This is a genomic window from Streptomyces olivaceus (genome assembly GCF_000721235.1).
GTDB lineage: Bacteria > Actinomycetota > Actinomycetes > Streptomycetales > Streptomycetaceae > Streptomyces > Streptomyces olivaceus.
The window spans coordinates 88086-108646 of record NZ_JOFH01000009.1; the positions used below are offsets into that span (position 1 = coordinate 88086).

General features: G+C 74.9%; 16 protein-coding genes. 7 read left to right on the top strand and 9 right to left on the bottom strand.

From position 1 onward, the window contains the following. Positions 1–110: 110 nt before the first annotated feature. Positions 111–797 carry a hypothetical protein gene (locus IG94_RS0112270; protein ID WP_031034574.1) on the top strand — a complete coding sequence of 229 codons (687 nt, stop codon included), beginning with the start codon at positions 111–113 and terminating at the stop codon, positions 795–797. Between the two features lie 52 nt (positions 798–849). Here IG94_RS0112270 and IG94_RS0112275 read toward each other — a convergent pair whose 3' ends face one another. Both IG94_RS0112275 and IG94_RS0112280 read right to left on the bottom strand, forming a co-directional pair. Next, positions 850–3069: a trypsin-like serine protease gene (locus tag IG94_RS0112275; protein WP_043483463.1), complete on the bottom strand. Its 2220-nt coding sequence runs from the start codon at positions 3067–3069 to the stop codon at positions 850–852. 71 nt (positions 3070–3140) lie between these two features. Beyond that, entirely contained in the window at positions 3141–3650 is a 510-nt protein-coding gene (locus tag IG94_RS0112280) for a hypothetical protein (protein WP_031034576.1), read from the bottom strand. 488 nt (positions 3651–4138) lie between these two features. Here IG94_RS0112280 and IG94_RS44065 point away from each other — a divergent pair, with 488 nt between their 5' ends. From IG94_RS44065 to IG94_RS0112295, 3 genes are all read left to right on the top strand, one after another. Continuing rightward, positions 4139–7528: an ALF repeat-containing protein gene (locus IG94_RS44065; protein WP_043483466.1), complete on the top strand. Its 3390-nt coding sequence runs from the start codon at positions 4139–4141 to the stop codon at positions 7526–7528. Between the two features lie 103 nt (positions 7529–7631). Beyond that, positions 7632–8012, top strand: coding sequence for a hypothetical protein (locus IG94_RS0112290; RefSeq protein WP_031034579.1), 381 nt, complete (start codon positions 7632–7634; stop codon positions 8010–8012). Between the two features lie 42 nt (positions 8013–8054). Continuing rightward, entirely contained in the window at positions 8055–8534 is a 480-nt protein-coding gene (locus IG94_RS0112295; RefSeq protein ID WP_031034581.1) for a hypothetical protein, read from the top strand. Between the two features lie 98 nt (positions 8535–8632). Here the strand turns inward: IG94_RS0112295 and lbuL are convergent, their stop codons facing one another. Both lbuL and IG94_RS0112305 read right to left on the bottom strand, forming a co-directional pair. Then, positions 8633–10279 carry a linear/branched/unsaturated fatty acid:CoA ligase LbuL gene (gene lbuL / locus IG94_RS0112300; RefSeq protein ID WP_031034584.1) on the bottom strand — a complete coding sequence of 549 codons (1647 nt, stop codon included), beginning with the start codon at positions 10277–10279 and terminating at the stop codon, positions 8633–8635. Then, on the bottom strand, positions 10276–11949 hold the full coding sequence (locus tag IG94_RS0112305) for an AMP-binding protein (protein WP_031034586.1): 1674 nt from the start codon (positions 11947–11949) through the stop codon (positions 10276–10278). The genes lbuL and IG94_RS0112305 overlap by 4 nt, the downstream gene beginning before the upstream one ends. Positions 11950–12072: 123 nt before the next feature. Here IG94_RS0112305 and IG94_RS0112310 point away from each other — a divergent pair, with 123 nt between their 5' ends. The 3 genes from IG94_RS0112310 to IG94_RS0112320 all read left to right on the top strand — a co-directional run bounded on the left by IG94_RS0112310 (position 12073) and on the right by IG94_RS0112320 (position 17053). Next, positions 12073–12969 (top strand): helix-turn-helix transcriptional regulator, encoded by an 897-nt coding sequence (locus tag IG94_RS0112310; protein WP_031034588.1) that lies wholly within the window; start codon positions 12073–12075, stop codon positions 12967–12969. 216 nt (positions 12970–13185) lie between these two features. Further along, positions 13186–16023 (top strand): ATP-binding protein, encoded by a 2838-nt coding sequence (locus tag IG94_RS0112315; protein ID WP_031034590.1) that lies wholly within the window; start codon positions 13186–13188, stop codon positions 16021–16023. A gap of 247 nt (positions 16024–16270) precedes the next feature. Next, entirely contained in the window at positions 16271–17053 is a 783-nt protein-coding gene (locus tag IG94_RS0112320) for a S1 family peptidase (protein WP_031034591.1), read from the top strand. Between the two features lie 103 nt (positions 17054–17156). On the opposite strand, the gene IG94_RS0112325 is transcribed toward IG94_RS0112320, so the two are convergent. The 5 genes from IG94_RS0112325 to IG94_RS0112345 are packed head-to-tail and all read right to left on the bottom strand — an operon-like array spanning position 17157 to position 20523. Next, complete coding sequence (locus IG94_RS0112325) at positions 17157–18026, bottom strand: YihY/virulence factor BrkB family protein (RefSeq protein ID WP_031034593.1); 870 nt, start codon at positions 18024–18026, stop codon at positions 17157–17159. Next, positions 18023–18607, bottom strand: coding sequence for a hypothetical protein (locus IG94_RS0112330; protein ID WP_031034595.1), 585 nt, complete (start codon positions 18605–18607; stop codon positions 18023–18025). The genes IG94_RS0112325 and IG94_RS0112330 overlap by 4 nt, the downstream gene beginning before the upstream one ends. Continuing rightward, the gene (locus tag IG94_RS40385) at positions 18604–19773 is read right to left on the bottom strand and encodes a DUF6286 domain-containing protein (protein ID WP_052410652.1); all 1170 of its coding nucleotides are present in this window, start codon (positions 19771–19773) and stop codon (positions 18604–18606) included. The genes IG94_RS0112330 and IG94_RS40385 overlap by 4 nt, the downstream gene beginning before the upstream one ends. Continuing rightward, positions 19770–19955, bottom strand: coding sequence for a hypothetical protein (locus tag IG94_RS0112340; RefSeq protein ID WP_031034601.1), 186 nt, complete (start codon positions 19953–19955; stop codon positions 19770–19772). Before IG94_RS0112340 ends, IG94_RS40385 begins: the two co-directional genes overlap by 4 nt. A gap of 40 nt (positions 19956–19995) precedes the next feature. Further along, positions 19996–20523 carry an Asp23/Gls24 family envelope stress response protein gene (locus IG94_RS0112345; protein ID WP_031034604.1) on the bottom strand — a complete coding sequence of 176 codons (528 nt, stop codon included), beginning with the start codon at positions 20521–20523 and terminating at the stop codon, positions 19996–19998. Positions 20524–20561: the final 38 nt, after the last annotated feature.

Here is a 20561-nt window from a genome sequence, read left to right on the forward strand (position 1 = left end):
CGTCGCGCCCCGCGGTGAGCTCTTCCGTAGCAACTTCCGTATAGCGAAATTTGGTTTCTACGATCTGGAAGTAATGTAAGTGGGTGGCCGGAGGCCGTCAAGGGAGGACGATGGGGGTCATGTCCGAGACAATCTCGGTGTGCTGCACCGCCTGCGGGCGCCGGCACCGCTACACGGCGCCCTCGTACCCCTGCGTGTGCGGGCAGCCCGTGGCGCCGGCGCTCGACCCGGAGGGGAGCGCGAGCCCGGTCACCCACCGGGCGTGGGACGAGGAGTGGATCACCGTGCGCTGCGCGGCCTGCGGGGCCGGAAGCCCGTGGCCGCGGCCGGAACTGGGCTGCCCCTGCGGGACGGTGCTGTGCGTGCCCGTCGACGCCACGGCCCCGGGCCGCTCCGAACGCGCTCCCGGGTCCCGGGTGCCGGCCCACCGGGCGGTGCCGATCCGCACGGCCCGGGACGCGGTCACCGCCGCCGTGCTGTACCTGCGCGGGCTGGGGCACCGGGACGTCCGGCGCGCCGACCAGCGGCCGCTGTCCGGCGTCGGGCTGGCCGCGCCCGGCATCGTCGTCCAGGTCGACCCGGCGGCGGACCCGGCCTCGGTGCGGGACGTGGAGTGCCTGTGGCTGACGGCGATGGCGGAGTCGGCGCGCTGCGTGTACTTCTCGCTGGCCGGTTACGCGGCGGACGCCCGCGTCCGGGCCGACCTGCTGGACGTGCCGCTGTTCGTGCTCGAAAGGACGGGCGTGCCGCGCCCGGCCAACGCGTCGGCCGTGGCGCTGGACGCCACGGCCGACTGAGAACCGCCGGGTGCGGGCGGTTGCCGCCGCGCACCCGTGCGGGAACCGCCCGCTACCTCGCCGCGTACCCGAAGGCGGTGCCGGAGGACGGGAGCCCGCCCTGGCCCGGCTGGTACACGGTGGGCTCGGCGTTGGGCTGACCGAGGGTCACGTTGGACATCGGCAGGGCGTACAGCGCACCGGTGCTGGTGGGCCCGTACGGCATGCCGACGTACAGGTGGGTGCCGGTGAAGTGGATGCTGGAGCCGAGGCGCTGGCCCGCGCCGGGCGCGCCCGGGATGCCGTCGCCGTCGCCGGACTCGATCCACTTGTCGTTGGCGCCGGGCGAGCCGAGCATCGAGAAGACGTGCACGGCGCCGGAGCTCTTCGCCGTGCCGATGGCCTCGTCGGGGATGCCGACGGCCATCTTCATCGTCGCCTCCGTACCGACCTCGCGCGGCGCGGTGTTGATCGCGGTCACGGTGGCGCCGAAGTGGTCACCGGCCTCGGAGGTGCCGGAGACGTCGTCGTCGCCGGTGCCGGAGGAGATGCCGTTGAGCTGGGTGAACGTGCCGTTCGCCGTGACGCGGAAGGTGAGGACGCTGCCCGTCTCCGCCTTGCTGACGCCGTTCACGTTCAGGGCCTCGCCCGGCGAGCCGATCGCGAGGAGCGACTCGTCGGCCTTCGCGGAGCCGGCGGGGCGGTAGGGGGCCAGGGCCACGGACGCGCCGAACAGGTCGCCGGGCTCGGAGCCGCCGGAGACGGTGTCCAGGTCCTGGTCCATGCCGAACAGCGGGGTGGGCCGCTTCTCGGCGTTCAGCGCGTGCGAGTACACCGTCACGCCGCCGGCCTCGGCGTCCGTGCCGATCGCCTCGCCGGGCACGCCGATGGCGATGTGGTTGGCGTCGGCCGCGACGCTCTCGCTGAAGCGGTCGCCCGCCTCCGCGGTGCCGGGGGTGTCGGCGCGGTCCTGGTGCAGGGTGACGTTGGTGCCGTCGTGCACGTAGAAGGCCTCGCCCGCGGCGGCGAGGCTGCCGAGGGATTCGCCGGGCGTGCCGATCACCACGAAGGGCTTGCCGGCGGCGGTGGTGCCGGCGGCGAGGGACGCGCCCATCAGGTCGCCGGTCTCCGGGGTGGAGGCGGAGAGGGAGCCGTTGCCCTTGGCCTGCTCGAAGTGGGTGAACTTGGTCGCCGAGGTGCCGAGGCCGTCCCGGCCGCCGTGCAGGATGTCGACCATGCCGGCGTCGGTGGCGGAGCCGAGGTTCTCGCGCGGGGTGCCGACCACCAGGTCGGTGCAGCCGTCCTCGTCGTAGTCGACGGTGGCCAGCGCCGCGCCGAACTGGTCGTCCGGCTCGGACCCGCCCGGGACCCAGTCGAGGTCCTGGGAGATCTCGGCGGTTCCCCGGCCGCCGCCGTAGACGATCCGGACGAGGCCGGCCTTGGCGTCGCCGCCGACGGTGGCCAGCGGGTCGGCGACGGCGATGTCCTCGACGCCGTCGCAGTTGAAGTCGGTGATCCGGCCCGCGCCCACCTTGGACGCCACCCAGGAACCGAGGTCGTCGACGCGGGTGACGATGCCGTCGGTACGGGTCTCGGCGGCGTCGATGCCGTAGCAGCCCGCCTGGTAGGAGCGGCTGCCGAGGGCGGCCAGCTGTGCGCCGCCGTTCACGGTGCGGACCAGGGGGCCTCCGGTGTCGCCCATGCACGCGGCCACGCCGTCCTCGCCGGTGACGGTGGCGGTGGTGGCGTCGGCGGCTCCGACGGAGAAGGTGCCGGTGTGCAGGTTCAGCGGCGCCCACTCGGTCTTGGTGCGGCCGTAGCCGCTGAGGGTCAGCTTCTCGCCCGCGGTGGGCGCGGCGGTGGCCAGCGCGACGGGGGTGACATCGGTGACCGGGCGGTTCAGCCGGGCCAGCACCGCGTCCCGGTCCGTGCGGGGCACCAGCTCCACGACCGTGCGGACCGCGCCCCCGGTGCCGGTGAGGTCGGCGCGGCCGATGGTGGCGGTGGTGGTCAGGGCGGGCTTGCCCGCGGGCACGGCGAGGCTCTCGACGGGGTTCTCGGCGAAGCAACTGGCCGCGGTGAGCAGCCACTCGGCGTCGACCAGGACCCCGGAGCAGCCGCGGTCGTGGTCGCCGACGACGATCTGCGCGGTGTAGGCGCGGGTGGTGTCGGAGTCGGGGACCGCGGGGCCGGTCACGGCGGCCGCGGGGCCGGCGGTCAGCGCGAGCGGCCCGGCGAGCAGGGCGGCGGCGAGCGCGGTGAGGCGCACGTGTCTGGATCTGGGGTGCGGCATTGTCGTGTTCCTTGCTGCGGGTCCGGAGGGACGGTTCGGCTGGTTGCTCGTCACTGCTGGGGCCCTGCCGGTCACTTGGACGTCCTGATCTCCACCAGTACGTGCGGACGCCCCTGCCCGTCGTCGCTCTCGCCGACGCCCTTCCAGGAGTTGGCCGGGATGTCCCAGGACTTCTCCTCGTCGGCGACGGTCATGTCGACCTCGGTCGCGTACTCGTTCGTCTTCACGCCGTAGACCGACGGGATCTCCATCGTCAGCCAGCCGTCGCTGCCGCTGACCTCGAAGCAGACGCTCGCCGTCTCGCGGGAGTAGACCTCCAGCTGGCCGGTGCCCGCCTGGCACGCGGCGAGGACGATGTGGCCGTCGCCGCGCTTGAGGAGGATGCCCTGCTCTTCGAGGATCTTGTCCGCCTGCGGATAGGCGAAGTCCTCGACCGCGTAGCCGGGTGCCTCGTCGGCGACGGCCCGCACGGCGGTGCCGTCCCGGCCGACGGAGGTGTCCGCCTGGGCCGCCACCAGCCAGGCCAGGGCTCCCGCGGCCACCGCGGCGGCCGCCGTCCGTATCAGGAAACGACCCTTCATTCCCGATCTACCGATGCGCGACTTTCTCTTCATCACAGTCCTATGGGTCGAGGCGAACCGAATGTCCGGCACAAGTGCGGCCACGGGGCGACCGAGACCGTGCCCGCACCCCGCGGCGTCCCGATGGAAGTCGGCGGAAATGCTTTTGTCCAACGACTTAACCGTCACAAACTGGTCACTGATTGCAAGGGGCACGTGACGTGCGTCACTTGCGGAAAAGTTGTACGGAACTCCGTGGAGATTCTGTGAAGGGCGCGTGAAGGTCCAGTAATGCATTTCGCATTCGACAGCGCATCTACCTCGGCAAATTTACCCTCCGCGGAAATTTTTCCGCCGAAATAATGGTGATGATTCGGTGACGGAGAGGTAATGTTCCGACGCGCACTCCCGACTCCGTGACGGCCTGTCAACGCCCTTCTTGAAATGGGCCGTCGGGCCGTCGTGTCCGTAGTCGTCCGGCCGTTGCCCGTACGGGAAGGATTCTCAATTTGTCCGCGTCACTGTGGAGCAGACGCCGCATACTCACGACCATCGCCGGGGCCGCCGCCGTTCCGGCCCTGCCCGGCCTGACCGTCCTCGCCGCCGCACCCGCCCGGGCCGCCGAGGGCGACCCCGGCGACACCGACCCGGATCTGCCCGACACCGACCGCGGCAGGGCGGTGTGGCAGTACAAGATCGGCGGCGTCGCCGTCCGTGAGGCCGCCGCCCTCGCCCTGACCGGTTCGCAGGCCGCCGTCTCCGCCTTCCTCAGCAGTGAACTCCCCGTCGCCCAGGCGGAGGACAATCGTTTCGCCGTGCTCAGCGGACTCCCGCACGCCGGCAGGTCCACCCAGCAGTCGGCCGAGTCGGCGCTGAGCGCGGGCGACGACGCCGTCACCGCCTATCTGAACGACGGCTACGTCGAACCCGTCACGACCGACCTGCGGGTCGCGGTGCTCACCGTCATGAACAACAGCGGGACCGGAGTGGCGCGCGAGGCCACCAAGGCCCTGGACGCGGGCACCGCCAAGGCGCTGCGCACCTTCCTGGACGACACGCAGTACACGGCGCAGGCCGAGGACGAGAAGGTCGAACTCTTCACGATCCTCAGCACCGCCTCGCCCGAGGTGAAGAAGTACGCCGAGCGGGCCCTGGACGAGGGCACGCCCGCTGCCGTCCGCCGCTTCCTCGTCTCCGGCCAGTTCATCGCGCGGGCCCGCGACGAGGAGACCGCGACGATCGAGCAGCTGGTCGCCGTCGTCGAGCGCGAGGGCAAGCAGGCGAGCCTCAAGTCCGACCAGGCGGTGGCCGCGTCCGACCAGGCCAAGAAGGCCGCGGAGAAGGCCAAGGCCGCCGCCGAGAAGGCCGCCGAGGAGGCCCTGGCCGCCAAGGACGACGTCCGCAAGTCGGCCCGCGCGGCCAACAGCGCGGCGAGCGCCGCCCGGGGCGCGGCCAACGCCGCCAACACCGCGATCGCCGCCTCCCGCACCGCTCAGGCCGCCTCGGGCCGGGCCGCACGGGCGGCGCAGGCCGCCGCCGCTGCCGCCGCCTCGGCGGGCAACGCCGCCTCCCGCGCCTACGGTGCCGCGATCGCCGCCTCCAAGGACGCCTCCAAGGCGTCCGCCGCGCGCGCCGCGGCCGAGGGCGCCCGCAACGCCGCGAGCCGCGCGCGCACCGCGGCGAAGGCCGCCGATCACGCCGCCGTCGCCTCGCGGCAGGCGTCGGCCGCCGGCTCCGCCGCCGCGGGGGCGGCGCAGAACGCCGCGGCCGCCGCCAACGCCGCCGCCAGCGCGGCCGCGTCGGCGGGTGTCGCCCAGTCCCAGGCTGCCGCCGCCCGGCAGGCCGCCGCCGAGGCCAACGCGGCCGCGGGGCGCGCCACCCGGGCCGCCGGTACCGCCCGGACCCTGGCCAACCGGGCCGCCGCCGCGGCGGCGGTCGCCCGGGACGCCGCCAACAGCGCGGCCGACCACGCCGACGCGGCCGCGGACGCGGCCGAGGAGGCCGCCAAGCACGCCGGCGAGGCCGTCGAGTACGCCAAGCGCTCCACCGCCTACGCCGAGGCGTCGGTGAAGGCGGCGAACACGGCCGCCGACGCGGTCGAGGAGGCCAAGGCCGTGGAGACCGCGGCGCGCGAGGCGGAGACCGCCCGGATCACCGAGGACACCGAACTCGGCGTCCTGGAGGCGCGGCTGAGGGCGCAGGCCGAGATCGACGACGCCAAGCAGGCCGACAACCAGCGCACCCTGGCGGACCGCACCGCCACCGAGACCAAGGACGCGATCGCCGCGGCGGAGGCGGCCCTGGAGGCCGGCGACACCGCGACGGCCGTCACCCGGGGCCGCGAGGCGGCCGTCAAGCTCCTGGACTCCACCGGCAGCTGGACCCGCGGCGCCGCGGAGTTCGCCCTCGCGGGCGAGGACCAGGACGTCGTCAACTGGATCGGCGCCGACCGCCTCCTCGCCCAGCGGCAGGACGACCGCGAGACGGTGCTCACCATCGCCGAGTCGGCCAAGCCGGCCGTCGCCGAGGCCGCCCACAAGGCGCTCGCCGACGAGGCCGAGGACGCGGCGACCGACTTCCTCGCCACCGGCGTCATCGAGGCGGCGGCCACGGACAACCGGGTCACCGTGTTCTCGATCCTGAACGAGGACCCGGGGAAGGCGGTCAGGGCGAAGGCCGAGGCAGCGCTCTCGGACGGCGGCGCCCTGGCCCTGCACCGCTTCCTCAACGTGGAGCTGGCGGAGGCCGTCAAGCAGGACGACCAGGTCGAGATCTTCCGCCTGCTCAACTCGGGCGGCCCGTACATGAAGTCGGCCGCGGAGATCGTCCTGGAGGGCTCCGCCCGGATGCGGCGGTACTTCGTCGCCCGCGACAAGTACTACATCGCCCGCCTCGACGAGGACCACGCCACCCACGTCGCCGCCGTCCGCGCGACCCTCGCGCATGCCGCGAAGGTCGCCGCCAAGGCGCTGGAGGACGCCGCGCTGGCCTCCAAGGCGGCGGCGGAGGCCAGGCAGGCCGCGGAGGAGGCGACCGAGTGGGCCGCCAAGGCGAAGGGCCACGCGGAGGACGCCGCCGACGCCGCCGACGACGCGAAGGCCAACGCGGACGCGGCCGACAAGTCCGCGGCCGACGCCGCCGCGTCGGCGGCCAGCGCCTCGCAGGCGGCGACCGTGGCCCGCGGCGCGGCCAGGACGGCGAACTACTCCATGCGGCAGGCGTCCGCCTCCGCGCGGCAGGCCGTCGCGTCCGCCGCCCAGGCGCAGGCCTCGGCGGCCAGCGCCCGGGCCTCGGCGATCCAGGCCGGCGCGGACGCCAAGGCCGCCGCCGACGCCGCCAGCGAGGCCAACGCCATCGTCGCGGCCAAGCGGAAGGCGGAGGCCGCCGAGGCGGCGCGCAAGGCCGCGGAGAAGGCCAAGCAGGACAAGGAGAACGGGACCAACCCGTCCCAGAACGAGGACGAGGACAAGCCCTGGTACTGGGACTGGGAGCTGTGGCCGGAGGACATCGGCTCGGCCAAGCAGTGGGCGACGGTCACCGGGCACTGGAGCACGATCGCGGGCGGGGCCAGCGTCATCCTCGGCGTGGGCGCCCTGTGCTTCCCGCCCGCCGCGCCCGCCCTGCTGGCTGCGGCCGGCGCGGTCGGCCTCGTCTCCTGGGGCCTGCAGGGAGCGAGCGCCCTGCTGAACGGCATCGCGGACAACTGGCAGGGCAGCGACTTCCACACGGCGCTCGGCATGTTCGCGGTGGGCGGCATCTTCCTCGGCAAGGGAGCGCTGATCAGCAAGTTCGGCGGCCTGGACGACGCGCTGCGGCCCGTGGCCGAGGAGGTCGGCTCCAAGATCTCCGGCGTGGTGGGTGACGCGGCGACCACGGTCGTCGGGTGGCTGACCTGGTAGCCGACCGCTCAACCGGACGGGGCGGGACGGGATACGATCACCGTCCCGCCCCGTGCGCCGACGTCGCCGTGGCCAACCGCGGCCCGCAAGAGGTGAAGAGTTCATGCTGACGCCCGACATGTCCGTCGCCCAGTGGTGGATCCTGGCCGTCGTGTCCGGAATCGCCCTCGCCGTGGCGGGGCAGTCGCTGGCCGCGACGAAGGCCCAGCGGTTCGCCGCCGTACTGCCGCCCCTGGCGGGCGCCGTGGCCATCGGCGGAGACACCCTGGCGCGGGGCAGCGACGGACGGCAGGCGCTCTTCCTGTTCACCCTCGTCGCCCTGGTCCTCGTCGTACTGCGGCTGCTCTACGCCCCGTACCTCTCCCGTCAGCTGGCCCTGTACCGCGAGGGCCGGCGGGCGGACGAGGTGACGAAGGGGCAGCTCCTCGTCTTCCTGCTCGCGTTCGCGGCCACGACGGCCCTCGTGGCCGTTCTCATCGGATGAGCGGGGCGGCGGCCGCCCCTCCCGACAGCTGAGGATTCCGAGGTGCTCCTTCCCCTCTCCGTGTTCGCGGTACTGGTCTTCGACCTCGTGCTCACCTGCGTGCTGCTGCGCTGGCTGCCGGTGCGGCGGGAGCGGTGGATCCCGATGGTGGCCCTGCCCGCGGTCGCCGCCCTGGCGCTGGTCCTCGGGTTCGGTGTCCGGGCGCCGTGGCAGTCGGTGTTCGCCGCGTGCGCCGGGTTCCTGTGCGGGACGGTCCTGGCGCTGCTGCCCTTCCGCGGCTGGGTGTCGTCGTGGACGCTCCCGGTGCGCGGCGAGGCGCGGCTGCGCTGGTCCGAGGTGGTGCTGGTGCTGGTGGGCTCGCTGACCCCGCTGTCGACGAAGCGGACGAACGCGGCCCAGCGCAAGGCGTTCACGGTCCGCGAGGTGGTGCGGGAACGCGGCCGGTTCCCGCACCTGCTCGGCGCCGCGCTGTTCGTGCTCCCTGCGCTGTGCGCGGTGGGCGCCGGCTGGGCCGCGGGCTGAGGCCGCGCGGCCCCGGGCGGCCGTCCGGCTCCGGCGGGCCGCGGGCCGTGCGGCCTCAGCTGCCGTCCGGCGCCGGCGGGCTTGGGGCCCGTGCGGCCTCAGCTGCCGTCCGGCTCCGGCGGGGCGCCGAACCGCTCGCGCAGCTCCACCTTGCGCACCTTCCCGGAGACGGTCATCGGGAAGGAGTCCAGGAGCTGGAGGCGGCTCGGGACCTTGTAGTGGGCCAACTGCCCGTCGCAGTACGCCCGCAGCTCCTCCAGCGTGAGCGGGTCGGCGGCGTCGCGCACGACGACGCAGGCCAGCACCTCCTCGCCGTACCGCTCGTGCGGTACGCCGACGACCTGGACGTCCGCGATCTTGCGGTGGCCGTAGAGGAACTCCTCGACCTCGCGCGGGTAGATGTTCTCGCCGCCCCGGATGATCATGTCCTTGATGCGGCCGACGATCTCCACGTACCCGTCCTCGCGCATCACCGCGAGGTCCCCGGTGTGCATCCAGCGGCCCGGGTCGATCGCCTCGGCCGTCTTCTCCGGCTCCTCCCAGTAGCCGAGCATCACGCTGTAGCCGCGGGTGCGCAGTTCGCCCGCGTCGCCGCGCGGCACGGTTGTGCCGGTGACCGGGTCGACGACCTTGACCTCGATGTGCGGCAGGACCCGGCCGACGGTGGCGGTGCGGTGTCCGAGGTCGTCGTCCATGCGGGTCTGCAGGGAGACCGGGGAGGTCTCGGTCATGCCGTAGCAGATCGAGACCTGCTCCATGTGCATCTCGGCGACCACCCGCTTCATGACCTCCACCGGGCAGGGCGAGCCCGCCATGATGCCGGTGCGCAGGGTGGTGAGGTCGTACGAGGCGAAGTCCGGCAGGTTCAGCTCGGCGATGAACATCGTCGGGACGCCGTACAGGGACGTGCACCGCTCCCGCTGCACCGCCTCCAGCGTCGCCGCCGGCTCGAAGGACGGGGCCGGGATGACGACGCAGGCGCCGTGGGAGGTGGCGCCCAGGTTGCCCATGACCATGCCGAAGCAGTGGTAGAAGGGCACCGGCAGACACACCCGGTCCTGCTCCGTGTAGCCGACCGTACGGCCCACCCAGTAGCCGTTGTTGAGGATGTTGTGGTGGGAGAGGGTGGCGCCCTTGGGGAAGCCGGTGGTGCCCGAGGTGTACTGGATGTTGACCGGGTCGTCGCAGCTCAGCTCGGCGGCGAGCGCGTCGACCCGCTCCTGCGGCACCGCCGCGGCGCCCGCGGTGAGCGCGTCCCAGGACGGGTCGCCGATGTAGACGGTCTCGCGCAGCGCGGGGCACCGGCCGCGGACCTCCTCCACGATCGCCCGGTAGTCGCTGCTTTTGTGGGCGAGGGAGGCGACGAGCAGCGTGATGCCGGACTGCCTCAGGACGTACTCCAGCTCATGGGCCCGGTAGGCGGGGTTGACGTTCACCATGATGACGCCGATGCGGGCGGTGGCGTACTGGACGAGGACCCACTCGGGGCAGTTGACGGCCCAGATGCCGACCCGGTCGCCCCGGGTGACGCCCCTGGCGAGCAGTGCGCGGGCCAGTTCGTCGACGGCGGCGCCGAACTCGGCGTAGGTCCAGCGCCGTCCGGACGGCACGTCCACGAGGGCCTCGCGGTCCGGGTGGGCGGCGACGGCGCGCGCGAGGTTGGCGCCGACGGTGTCGCCGAGCAGCGGGGTGGTGCTGGTGCCGTGGGCGTACGACGGCTGCGGCGGGGGTGGGGGTGGGGTCACCGGAAGTCCTCCTCGCGGTACTCGTCGGTGGAGCCGGTCGCCGTGGCCTCGCGCAGCTCGATGCGGCGGATCTTGCCGGAGACGGTCTTGGGCAGCTCGCCGAACTCCAGGCGCCGCAGGCGCTTGTAGGGGGCGAGCGTGGAGCGGGAGTGCTCGAAGAGCACCTTCGCGGTGTCCGGTCCCGGCTGCCACCCTGCCGCGAGCACGATGTACGCCTTCGGCACCGCGAGGCGCAGCGCGTCCGGCGCGGGCACGACCGCCGCCTCGGCGACCGCCTCGTGTTCGAGGAGCGCGCTCTCCAGCTCGAAGGGGCTGATCTTGTAGTCGGACGCCTTGAACACGTCGTCGGCCCGGCCCACGTAGGTCAGGTAGCCGTCCGCGTCGCGCGCGCCGATGTCGCCGGTGCGGTAGTAGCCGCCGGCCATCGCCTCGGCCGTGCGGTCGGGGTCGCCGTGGTAGCCGGTCATCAGGCCCACGGGGCTGTCGGACAGGTCCAGGGCGATCTCGCCCTCGTCGGCGCCGGGCGCGCCGCTGACCGGGTCGAGGAGTTCGACGCGGTAACCGGGGCTGGGGCGGCCCATGGAACCGGTCTTGAGCAGCTGTCCGGGGCTGTTGGAGATCTGCACGGCGGTCTCGGTCTGGCCGAAGCCGTCGCGGACGGTCACGTTCCACGCGCGGCGGACCTGTTCGATCACCTCGGGGTTGAGCGGCTCACCGGCGGCGACGACCTCGCGGGGCGGGGTGGCGAGTTGGCCGAGGTCGGCCTGGATCAGCATGCGCCACACGGTCGGCGGGGCGCAGAAGGTGGTCACTTCGGCCCGGTCCATCTCGGCCAGCAGCCGGGTCGCGTCGAACCGGGTGTAGTTGTACAGGAAGACGGTCGCCTCGGCGTTCCAGGGCGCGAACAGGTTGGACCAGGCGTGCTTGGCCCAGCCCGGCGAGGAGATGTTCAGGTGCACGTCGCCGGGCCGCAGCCCGATCCAGTACATGGTCGCCAGGTGGCCGACGGGGTAGGACACGTGGGTGTGCTCGACCAGCTTGGGGCGGGCGGTGGTGCCCGAGGTGAAGTACAGCATCAGCGGGTCGTCGCAGGCGGTGGGGCCGTCCGGGGTGAAGGCGTCGGAGGCGGTGTGCGCGTCCTCGTAGGCCAGCCAGCCCGGCGCGGTCGTGCCGCCGACGGCGATCCGCGTGTAGTCGCCGGGCACGTCGTCGAACTTGCCGGTGTCCCCGGAGCGGACGATCACGTGCCTGGCCCGGCCCCGGTCGACGCGGTCGCGCAGGTCGGCGGGGCCGAGCAGCGGGGTGGCCGGGATGACGACGGCGCGCAGTTTCATCGCGGCCAGCGCGGTCTCCCAGAGTTCCGCCTGGTTGCCGAGCATGACGAGGACGCGGTCCTCGGCGCGCACGCCCCACTCGCGCAGCCGGTTGGCGACGCGGTCGGAGCGGGCGGACATCTCGGCGAACGAGACGCGGACCTCGGTGGCGTCCTCCTCGACGATGTGCAGGGCGGTGCGCTCGTTGCCGTCGGCGATGACGTCGAACCAGTCCAGGGCCCAGTTGAAGTACGCCGGCCGGGGCCAGGTGAAGCCCTCGTGGGCGGCGGTGTAGTCCGTACGGTGTTCCAGCAGGAAGTCCCGTGCGCTGCGGAACAGCTCCGTGGCCGTCGTCATCTGTCCTCCTTGGTGCCGGACCTTGCCGGGCGGCTCGAAACCATCGTGTAATCCGTGATGCAGGTCTCACTACCCCCGAACGGGGGTGTGCGCCCCGGGACGGGCGCCGGGAGGGCGGAACGAGTGGTGGTGGACACGGCCGACGGAGTGGAGATCCGCAGTGCGCTGGTGCGGCTGCGGCGCGCGACCGGGCTGCCGGTGGCCTTCGGCGGGCTGGTGGAGTCCGGGCGTCCGCAGGTGCGCATCAGCGAGCTGAGCGGCACGGCGACGGCGGCGCTCAGCGCGCTCGCGGTAGCCTCCGGCAACGGACTGGGCGGCCGGGCGGTGGCGCTGTCGCGCCCGTGCGCGGTGACGGACTACTCGGTCTCGCGGCAGATCAGCCACGAGTACGACCTGCCGGTGGCCGCCGAGGGGCTCCGCTCGATACTGGCGGTGCCCGTGGTGGTACGGCGCCGGGTGCGCGGCGTGCTGTACGGCGCCCTGCGCACGGCCGAGCCGCTGGGTGACCGCACGCTGGACGCCGCGGTGGCCGCCGCGCGGGACGTCGAGCAGGCCCTGGTGCTGCGGGACGAGGCGGGACAGCTGCTGGCGGCGGCCCGGCCGGGAGGGGGCCGCGGTGCGGTGCCCGGTGCGGCGGGTGGTGCGGTGGCCGGTGCGGCGGGCGGTCCCGTGGGCGATGCACCGGGCGGTGCGGCCTGGGAGCAGGTGCGGGAGGCGCACGCGGCGCTGCGGGCGCTGGCGCCCAGGATCACGGACCCGGCGCTGCGGGACGAGCTGCTGGACGCGTGCGGCCTGCTGGCGGCGGGCGACGCTCCCCGGCCCGGGCCCCGGCTGGCTCCGCGCGAGGTGGACGTCCTGGCGTGCGTGGCGGCGGGCGCCACGAACGCCCAGGCCGGGCGGCGGCTCGGCCTGGGCCCGGAGACGGTCAAGAGCTACCTGCGGTCGGCGATGCGCAAGCTGGGCGCCCGCACCCGCGGCGAGGCGGTCGCCACGGCCCGCCGCACGGGGTGGCTGCCGTAGGCCCCGGTGTCACGGGGTGGCTGCCGCAGGCACCCGACGTCACGGGGTGGCTGCCGCAGGCACCCGGCGTCACAGGGCGGTCCGGGGCTTTCCGGCGGAGTTTGTTTTCGCGTCTCCGGTGTTTGTAATTTGGCTCACCTCGTCGTCCCTTCCGTAATGCTTCGGCCCATTGCCTAATATTGGCCCGGACACGACACACGGAGGGGAGCGGTCACCGTGCCACGGGACTTCGCGGAGTCTGCCGGACGCCGCTCCGCCCTGGTCATCGGCCGGGAGGACTCGTTCGGCGCGGCGCGTGAGCAACTGACCCGGGGTGGCAGTGTGTTGCTGCACGGGCCCGCCGGAATTGGAAAGTCGACCGTGCTGCGGACCCTGGCCGCGGAATATGCCCGCACGGCACACACCGTCCTGCGCTGCTCGGCCACCGAGTCGGAATCCCACCTTCCCTTCCTCGCCCTCGCCGACCTCCTGGGCCTCGTCCTGGACGAGGTGTCCCCCGGGCTGCCCGCGGCCCAGCGCACCGCGCTGGAGTCGGCGCTCACCGGGCGCGGCGAGTCAACGCTCCAGCGCGACGGACTGGCGCTGCGCCTGGCGGTGCTGTCCGCGCTGCGCGCCCTGGCCGCCGCGGGCCCGGTCCTCGTCGTCGCCGACGACCTCCAGTGGCTGGATCCTGCCAGCGCGGAACTCCTCGGCTTCGCGGCCCGCCGCCTGGGCGACACCCCGGTACGGCTGCTGTGCGCGGTGCGGACCGAGGGCCCGGAGACGGAGGGGGCGGAGTACGACCGCCATCTGCGGGCCTCCCCGCCGGACACCCGCGCGGTCCGCCTCGGCCCGCTGACCCGCGCCCAGGTCTCCGCGCTGCTCGGCGAACGCGGCTACACGGGCCTGCACCGTTCCACGGTCCGGGACATCCACCGCACCAGCGGCGGCAACCCGCTGTTCGCGCTGGAGCTGGGCCGGGCCCTGGCCGAGAGTCCCGCCGCGCCGCGTCCGGGCGAGCCGCTGCCGGTGCCGACCTCGCTGCGCGCGCTGGTCCTGTCCCGGCTGGAGATGCTCTCCGACGAGGCGCGCCGCACCCTCCTGGTGGCCAGCGCCGGTGCCCGCCCGACACCGGCGCTGCTGCACGCGGCCGGCCGGGAGAACGCCGAGGCCGAGACCGCCCAGGCCGCGGCGCTCGGGCTGCTGGCACCCGACCCGGAAGGTCCGACCGTACGGTTCGCGCATCCGCTGATCTCGGCCGCGCTGTACGCCGAGGCGCCGACGTCGGAGCGGCGGGCCGCGCACGCCGCGCTGTCCACGGCCGCCTCCGACCCGATCGAGCGCGCCCGGCACCTGGCGCTGGCCACCACCGGCACCGACCCGCGGGTCGCGGACCGGCTGGCCGGGGCGGCCGCGCTGGCCCGGGACCGCGGGGCGCCCTCGGTGGCCGCGTCGCTCGGTCTGCTCGCCGCCCGGCACACCCCGGCGGACAGCACACCCGGTCCGGAGGAGCGCCGGCTGGCGGCGGCCGAGGACGCCATCACCGCGGGGGAACAGGACCTCGCCCGGGACCTCGCCCACGAGGTACTCGCCCGGGCCACCGCGCCCGGGGAGCGGGTCCGCGCCTGGATGGTGGTGATCGAGGCGGCCGGGCAGGCCATCGGCGAGGTGGACGCGGTCTTCCCGCAGGCGCTGGCCGACGCGGGCGACGACCCCCGGCTGCTCGCCCTGGTCCACTACCAGCTGGCCTGGCGCGGCCTCGTGGTGCAGGGCGACTTCGCGCAGGGCCGGGAGGAGGCCGCGCACGCGGCCCGGCTGGCGGCGCGGGCCGGGGACCGGCGCAGCGAACTGCTGGCGCTCGCCTTCCAGGCGCAGGCCGAGACGCTGATGGGCCATCCGGACGCCCCGGCGACCATCCGGCGGGCGCTGGAGGAGCCGCAGGACGCGCGGGTGGCGTGCCACCACAACGGGGCCGGTTCGTCCCGGTTCCGCTGGCTGGTGATGAGCGACCGGCTGGCCGAGGCGCGGACCACGGTGACCGCCCTGCTGCGCGAGGTGCGCCGGCGCGGCATGGCCGAGAGCGAGGTGCACTACCTGCGCTTCCTCGCGGAGACCGAGCTGCATTCCGGCCACTGCGGCCGGGCGCTCGAACTGTCCCGGGAGAGCCTGACCCTGGCGCGGGACGCGGGCATCGGGGAGGGCGCGGGCGCGATGCAGGCCGCGCTCGCCGAGGCCGCGGGCGGCGACCCGCACCGGGCCCTGGAGCTGGCGCGCGAGGCGGTGCGGCGGGCCGAGGAGGACGGGGACGTCGTGTACCTGTCGCGGGCGCTGGCCGTGCTCGGGCACGCGAGCCTGGTGTCGGGCGACGCGGGTGCGGCCGTGCGGGCGCTGCGCCGGGTGCGGGAGCTGGAGGCCGCGGCGGGCATCACCGACCCGGCGCGCGGCCGTTGGCAGGGCGACCTCGCGGAGGCCCTGGTGCGCACCGGGGAGCCGGCCGAGGCGCTGGACGTCATCGAGGTGACCCGGGCCCACGCGCTGCGGCTGGGGCGCGGGAGCGTGCTCGCCGTACTGGACCGGGCCGAGGCCCTGGTGCGGGCGGCGCGGGGCGAACACCGGGCGGCCGTCGCGCGGTTGACGTCGGCGCGGGAACGGCTGGCCGCGCTGGGCTTCGGCCTGGAGGAGGCGCGGGCGGCCTTCGCGCTGGCCGAACTGCACGCCGAACGGCCGGGGCGGGCGCCGGAGTCGGCGTCGTACGACGAGGCGGCGCGGCTCTTCCGGCGCTGCCGGGCGCTGCCCTGGCTGCGGCGGGTGGACACGGCCGTCGCGGCCCGGGCGGCCGGACCGCCCGCACCGCCGGCCCCGCCCGAGGTCGCGGACACGCTGGCGGGGCTGGCGCCGATGGAGCGTCAGGTGGCCGCGCTGGTCATGGAGGGCGCCACCAACCGGGAGATCGCCGCCCGTCTCTTCGTCAGCGTCAAGACCGTCGAGGCGACCCTGACCCGCGTCTACCGCAAGCTCGGTATCCGCTCCCGGGTCGACCTCGTCCGCCTGGCGGCGGGCGGCCGAACGGGCTGACGGGCTGACGGGCTGACGGGCTGACGGGCTGACGGGCAGGCTCGGCACGCCGAGGGTTTACCGGTCGCGTACCGAGGGTTAACCCTGCCCGGCGCCCCTAGGGGGTTCCCTCATTGGGCGCCGCGAGCGCCGGTTCTAGCGTGAACCACGTGCCGTTCGCCCGGGCACACGGGATCTGTCCCGAGACCCCCGTGTCACCCCCCACGCCCGGGCGACCCCCCACCGGCAACACCCTTGAGGAGACTCAATGTTCGGGCTCAACCGTGCCGGATCGGCGGCCGCCGCACTGGCCGCCGCCGGCGCCGCCGCGCTGCTGGCCGCGCCCAGTGCCGTCGCCGCGCCGCAGCCGATCGTCGGCGGCTCCACCACCACGACGGACGCGTATCCGTTCGTCATGCAGATCACCGACGCCTCGCAGAGCCAGTTCTGCGGCGGCACCCTCGTCTCGCCGACCAAGGTCGTCACCGCCGCGCACTGCATGGCCGGGGAGAGCCCGAGCGGCGTCCGGGTCGTCGGCGGACGCACCCTGCTCAGCGGCTCCGACGGCACGGTCGCCGAGGTCAGCGACATCTGGACGCACCCCGACTACACCGACGTCACCAACGGCGCCGACGTCGCCGTGCTGACCCTGTCGTCGGAGATGCCGTACACCCCGGCCGAGTACGTCTCCGCGTCGGACACCTCGGTGTACGAGGCCGGTACCGAGACCCGGGTGCTCGGCTGGGGCACGACCCGGGAGAACGGCAGTTCCTCCGACCAGCTGCGGACCGCGACGGTGCCGGTGGTGTCGGACGCGGACTGCGGCGACTCCTACGGCTCGGACTACGCCGCGAGCGACATGGTGTGCGCCGGGCTTCCCTCCGGCGGCGTGGACGCCTGCCAGGGCGACAGCGGCGGGCCCCTCCTCGTCGAGGGCGTCCTGGCGGGTATCACCTCCTGGGGCGAAGGCTGCGCCCGGGCCGGTTACCCCGGGGTGTACTCCCGGCTGACCGCGTTCTCGGACCTGGTGACCGAGCAGGTCAGCTCGTAGTCACGGCACCCCTCAGACCAGGGGGCGTTGCGGGCCTCCACGAGCGGCCCGCAGCGCCCCCTCTCCACTGTCCGGGACGGCACCCCTGCCGGTCCGGGCGCCGTCAGTCCTCCGCCCGGCTCAGCTCCACGACGAAGCGGGCGCCGGCCAGCAGGGACAGGTGCGAGACCCACAGCCACACCAGGAAGACGACGACGCCCGCGAGGGAGCCGTACAGGCGGCCGTAGGTGCCGATGCCGGAGGCGTAGAGGGAGAAGCCGGCCGAGGAGACCAGCCACAGCAGGGCCGCCAGGGCGCCGCCGGGTACGGCCTGGCGGCTGCGGCGGGCCTGGACGGGGCCGGTGCGGAAGAGGACCAGGACCAGGAGGACCACCAGGCCCAGCAGTACCGGCCAGCGCAGCAGGGACCAGGCGGTGGTGGCCGTGGAGCCGATGCCGAACCTGCCGCCCAGGGCCTTGGCCAGCGGTCCGGTCAGGAGCAGCACCAGCGCGCTGGCGACGAGCAGGCCGAGCAGGCTCAGCGCGGTCAGGACGATGCGGTGCAGGCGGTGCCACAGGGGCCGCTGGTCGGGCACGCCGTGCATCTCGTGCAGGGCGCGCCGGAAGACCGCGAGGTAGCTGGAGGCGGACCACAGGGACCCGAGAGTGCCCGCGACGGCCACGGTCAGGGCGGCGGAGCGCTCCCCGGCCGCCTCGTGCAGGGTGCGGTGCAGTTCGGCGCCGGACTGGGCGGGCGCCCACGAGGTCACGTCGGCGATGAGGCGGTCCGTCAGGTCCGGTGCGACCAGGCCGGTGACGGAGGCCGTGACGACGAGGGCGGGCACCAGCGCGAGGACGGCGTAGTAGGTGAGGGCGGCGGCCCAGTCGGAGACGTTGTCGTCCCACATCGCGCGCGGCACCCGGCGCAGCGCGCCGATCCACGGCACCGAGCGGTCCCGGAGCCGGGTCAGGTGTCCCTCCAGGTACGCCGTCATCGCGCACGCCGCTCGCGGGCGGACCGTACGGCCAGGTGGACGTGGGTCCGCAGCGGGTGCGGGGCCAGGGAGCGGGCGGCCTCGTCGAGGGGGCCTCGGGTGACCCGTTCCAGGACCGGGCCGGGGGCGGCGCCGGGGTCGAGCAGCAGCCGTACGCGGGCCCGCGACCGCTTCTTGCCGGCGGGCAGGCGTACGTGGGCGCGGTCGACGCCGTCGGTCGCCTCGGCGCGCCGGGCGACGGCGTCGGCCAGCGCGCGGGAACGCAGGGTGAGGGGCGGGCCCGCGAGGGGCAGCCGCCGTGCGCCGCCGCGGCGCGGCTGGGCCAGGAGCCAGGTCAGGCACAGCAGCAGCGCGCACACCGTGCCCGCGACGACGACCGGCGTCCACCAGCCGCTGTCGCGCAGGTCCGCGAGGGCGGCGCGGTCGAGGAGCACCGTCCCGTGCTCCGGGGCGGGCCACCAGCCGGGCAGCCGCTCGGCGACCGATCCGCCGCTGAGGGCCAGCCATCCGCCGCCGGCCAGCAGGGCCGCGCCGGTCAGCGCGAGCAGGGTCCGGTTGACGGCGTTGCGCCACGGGTTCACGAGTCGGTCTCCTTCGCCGTCGTCGGGTCGGCCGGCGTCTCGTCGCCGGACGGAGCCCAGGACGGAGCCTCGGACGGAGCCGTCGCGTCCGGCGGACGGGTGCCGGGCTCCGGTTCCGGTGTCCCGCCCCGGTCGGTGCCGGAGTCCGGCCCCGCGCCGCCGGTCGGCGCGGGCGGGGGCGTAGGGGTCGGTGCGGCGGGCGCCGGCTCTGTGCCCGGCGCGCGCCAGTGGGGTTCCGTGCGCAGGGCGACGCGCGGCCTGAGCGGCCGGGCCAGGCCCAGACCGGCCAGCGCGGTGCCGGCCGCGGTGCGCAGGGCGGCGCGGGTCGTGGCGCGGTCGCCGAAGGCGAGGTGGGCGCGCAGGCGTACGCGGCGCCGGCCGCAGCGCACGCGGACGTGCGTCACGCCGGGGACGGCGGAGGCGGTGTCCCGGACCAGTTCGGCCGCGGCCGTGCGGTCCAGTACGGCCCGCTGCCGGCGCTGTCCCGGCACCGGGGCCATCGGCAGGACGCCGCGCAGGCCCGGCGTGAGGGCCAGGCAGAGCAGCCAGGCGCCCAGGACGGCGGCCACGGCACCGCCCGCGACGACGGCCGTGTCCCCGGGGCCGTGGGTCGCGAGCCAGTCGACCGCGCCGGTGCGCCAGGACGCCGGACGCCGGTCGGCGAGGTGCACCGACAGGACGTCGTAGAGGAGCGCGCCGGACGCCGCCGCACCCACCAGGGCCACCAGGGCGGCCGGGAGCGGTCGGGCCGACCAGGGGCGCCTGGCCCTGCCACCGGTGGGGCGGCCACCGGTGGGGCGGTCGGCGTCGGGCGGAGGCTGGGGCGCGGGCGACCGGTCCGGGGCCAGCGACTGGACGCGGACGGTCGCCGCCCGCACGGTCAGGCCGCTCAGCTCGGCGACCCGCTCCGCCATCCGGCCGCGGACCTGCTCCCCCGCCTCCCCGAGCGCCGCCGGGTACGGCAGCCGCACGTCGACCGAGACGTCGGTGCGGCGCCCGCGCACCGCCGCCGAGCCGTGGGTCACCCGGGCCCGCCGCCCGGCGAGGTCGGCCTCGGCGGCGGCCCGTTCCGCGATCCGGCGCACCGCGCGGTCGGCGACGACCGTCCGCCCGCGCTCGGCCGGCGCCGTGCGGGCGGGAACGCCGGTGGCCGGCGTGTCCGTCACCGTGTCCTCCGGTCGCCCGGGGCCAGGAACTCACGCCAGTCCGTACCGTTGTCCACCAGGCGCCCCAGGACACCGCCGACCGCTCCCAGCGCGGCGACCAACAGGAACGCCCCGAAGCCGCCGAACCATCCGGCGAAGGCCAGCGCCATGCCCACCAGCATGCCGATCGTCGCTCTGCTCATCACTCACCTCCGCCTCGTCACCTGCTCCGGATTCCGTAAGTCACTCCACGCGCGCCTCCACCGGACGCTCCGGGTCCTCGTCGTCCGGCAGGTGCACGTCGTTGATCGTGATGTTGACCTCGACGACCTCCAGACCGGAGATCCGCTCGACCGCGTCGATCACGTTCTCCCGCACGTCCCGGGCGAGGTCGGCGATGGGCACCCCGTACTCGACGACGAGGTCCAGGTCGATCGCGGTCTGCCGCTCGCCCACCTCGACCTTCACGCCGCGGCCCACGTTGGGCCGGCCGCCGGGCACGCGGTCGCGGACGGCGCCGATGGTGCGGGACAGGCCGCCGCCCATGTCGTACACGCCGGGGATCTCGCGCGCCGCCATGCCCGCGATCTTGACGACCACGACGTCGGCGATGGACGTGCGGCCCCGCGTCGCGGCCGGTTCGGTGGCGCCGGTGGAGCCGCCGCTCACGGTGGTGGTGGCGCCCTGGGCGCTGCGGCCGGCCGTGCCCGTGGTGCCGTTCTTCTTCTCGGCCTTCGTCTCGATGGTGGCCGTCTGCGGTGCGGTCGTCATGGTGTCCTCCGTCAACCGTGGTCGTTTGGTGCTTCGGA